Annotated in this window: 3 protein-coding genes; 1 reads left to right on the top strand and 2 read right to left on the bottom strand. The window is 54.7% G+C overall.

Features of this window, described 5'->3' with window-relative positions:
• Positions 1 to 230 precede the first annotated feature (230 nt).
• Together J2D75_RS14150 and J2D75_RS14145 are read right to left on the bottom strand one after the other, a co-directional pair.
• Positions 231 to 926 (bottom strand): aspartate/glutamate racemase family protein, encoded by a 696-nt coding sequence (locus tag J2D75_RS14150; RefSeq protein WP_207855428.1) that lies wholly within the window; start codon positions 924 to 926, stop codon positions 231 to 233.
• 52 nt (positions 927 to 978) lie between these two features.
• The gene (locus J2D75_RS14145; protein ID WP_207855427.1) at positions 979 to 1,710 is read right to left on the bottom strand and encodes an aspartate/glutamate racemase family protein; all 732 of its coding nucleotides are present in this window, start codon (positions 1,708 to 1,710) and stop codon (positions 979 to 981) included.
• Positions 1,711 to 1,824: 114 nt separating this feature from the next.
• Between J2D75_RS14145 and J2D75_RS14140 the strand changes: the two genes are divergently transcribed.
• Positions 1,825 to 2,658 carry a helix-turn-helix transcriptional regulator gene (locus J2D75_RS14140; RefSeq protein WP_207855425.1) on the top strand — a complete coding sequence of 278 codons (834 nt, stop codon included), beginning with the start codon at positions 1,825 to 1,827 and terminating at the stop codon, positions 2,656 to 2,658.
• Positions 2,659 to 2,676 lie beyond the last annotated feature (18 nt).

Genomic DNA, 2,676 nt, shown 5'->3' with positions numbered 1-2,676 from the left:
CGCGTTCCGCAATATGCGCCTGTTGCGGATCCGTGATCTCGGCTCCAACAGTGCCGACAAGTTCATGTTGGGCCATCAGGTTGCAAGCAGGACAATCGGTTCTGATCGTTTGCGCACCAGCGGGTGAGGCCAGAAGGTAAATCGCGAGGAACAGTGCCCAGACGGGTTTCATTCTCATATTCCCTGACCTGACTTGATAGTACGTCAACCGTATAACGGATGCGAAATCGTCAATCTTTGAGCGTGAACTCTATCGCGGCCTCAGCGTGGAGCGCTGTGGTGTCAAAGATCGGCACACTACTATCCTCGGGCCTTACCAGCAGCATGATTTCGGTACAGCCCAGAATGATGGCTTCTGCACCCGCTTCGACTAAACGGGCAATGACTGCTTTGTAGGCTACGCGGGATGCCTCCTTGATCTGGCCTGCCACCAGCTCTTCATAAATAATGCGATGAACGGTCGCACGATCCTCGTCGTTTGGCACGATAACGTCGAGACCATGGTTGTTGATCAGGCGACCTTTGTAGAAATCATGCTCCATTGTAAAAGCTGTGCCCAGCAGGCCAACTTTCGAAAAACCTGCCGCCTTTATCCGCTCTGCTGTTGGATCAGCAATATGCAAAAGCGGAATGCTGACCGCCGCCTGTACCGCTGGGGCCATGCGATGCATGGTGTTGGTGCAGATCAGCAGAACCTTGGCTCCGCCAGCTTCGAGCCGCTGCGCCGCATCGACCATTTTTGCGGTCAGGCCTTCCCAGTCCCCTTTATGCTGAAGCGCCTCGATCTCGGAAAAGTCGAAAGACCAGAGCAGGCAGGGTGCGGATGCAGTCGGCCCACGCTTATTGCGAACGCCTTCGTTGATGATGCGGTAATATTCTGCCGAGCTTTCCCAGCTCATGCCCCCGATAAGGCCGATCATGTGCATATGACTCTCTCCTGAATGTCGGTGTCGTTTCTTCACAGGTAACGGTGAGCAGTTATTTTTCCAGAGCAAAGTCTACGATGGCCTGAATATGCAGAGCGGTCGTATCGAAGACAGGGAAGGCTGGAAAATCTGACTGGTTGATAAGCAGGAATATCTCGGTGCAACCCAGGATTACGCCTTCCGCGCCCTCGGCCCGTAGCGCTTCGACTACACGCAGATATTCGGCCTTGGACTCTGGCCTCAGGTCACCACGAACCAATTCGTCAAAGATGATGCGATCGACAATCTCCTTGTCGGTCTCGTTCGGGACAATCACCCCTATACCAAATTTCTCGCGATAGCGTTTGCGTAGTGCTTCCGATTGCATGACCGGCATCGTACCTAGCAAAGCTACGCGGCCTATGGCCGCCTTGCATATAGCTTCGCCGGTCGGGTCGGCGATATGGATCAACGGCGTCGTCCGTCCCACCATGGCAGGCTCGACAACGCGGTGCATGGTGTTGGAGACGCACGCGATGACATCAACACCTGCCGCTTCAAGGCGCAGGATCTTGTCCTCCAGATAGGCCTTGGCTTCCTCCCAGCGACCCCCGCGAACGAAAGACTGGATGTTTCCGAAATTAACCGATGCGATGATGATTTCACCATTATCCCAGCCACCAAGATGCTGGTTAAGCTGCTCGTTGAGCATCCGATAATATTCGCCAGTCGCCTGATTGCTCATGCCGCCAAGAATGCCGATAGTCTTCTGGCGCAAAGGGCGTTGAGATGAAATCTCATTCATGTCTGATCGCTCATCTCCATAATAATCTGTATCCTGACTAATCGATGCATTCGGGACAGGATTGGAAAATCCTGCTCTGATGCGTCACAGGGCACAGATTGGGATGAAGGATCGATGGCGAACCTCCGAGACAGGTTGAAATTGTGGCGTGATTCCAGTCTGCAGGGTGGGATGGATGTGTTGCGGGCATCCTGCTTCGATTATCGCTATCCCGCGCACTCGCATGACGAGTTCGTCATTGCGGCATTCGTTCGCGGCGCTCAACGACACCGCATTGCGCGCTATCAAGGCGTCGCTGAGCCAGGTACCGTCATGATTATCCCACCGGGGGAAGTGCATACTGGCGAAGCCGTAGAATGCGACCTCGGGTGGGATTACTGCGCTTTCTATCCAACTGCCCCGTTCATCGACGTGCTGGCGGCAGACATCCTGCCGGGGGAGGGCAATCTCGACTTTGGACGCGACCTTCTCCGCCAGAACACGGATCTCGCCGATAGGCTCTTACAGGCATCGTTGCTCGCTTCACAGTCTCAGGATCCGCTCGAGCGGCAATGCGCCGTTTATGAAGCGCTGGGTCATGTCATTGCACGGTATGGCGAGCGTACAGGACGATCAGTCAAAACCGCATCGCGTCCTGCCGATATCCGGAAAGCGCAGGCATTTCTCGCAGACGAATTCCACGGACATCTGAGCATCGATCAGGTCGCTTCAGCTGTTGGGATCAGCCAATATCACCTCATGCGCAGTTTCCGTGCAGTGACTGGACTGTCCGTCCATCAATTCCTGACACAAATCCGGCTCGGTCACGCCAAAACGCTGCTTGCTCAAGGCGTAAGTGCCGCGCAAACGGCGACGAGCGTTGGCTTTTATGACCAGAGCCACCTCATCAATCAGTTTCGTCGGCATTTCGGGGTTACGCCAAAGCAGTATGCAACAGCATCACGGTAGGCATATCTAACGAACAAC

It is taken from the genome of Acetobacter suratthaniensis, from assembly GCF_017377745.1.
Lineage (GTDB): Bacteria > Pseudomonadota > Alphaproteobacteria > Acetobacterales > Acetobacteraceae > Acetobacter > Acetobacter suratthaniensis.
This window is presented reverse-complemented; position numbering and strand designations above follow the sequence as displayed.

Coding starts and splice junctions, on each gene's coding strand:
- J2D75_RS14150 (WP_207855428.1), bottom strand. CDS start 926: ATGCACATGATCGGCCTTATCGGGGGCATGAGCTGGGAAAGCTCGGCA.
- J2D75_RS14145 (WP_207855427.1), bottom strand. CDS start 1,710: ATGAATGAGATTTCATCTCAACGCCCTTTGCGCCAGAAGACTATCGGC.
- J2D75_RS14140 (WP_207855425.1), top strand. CDS start 1,825: ATGGCGAACCTCCGAGACAGGTTGAAATTGTGGCGTGATTCCAGTCTG.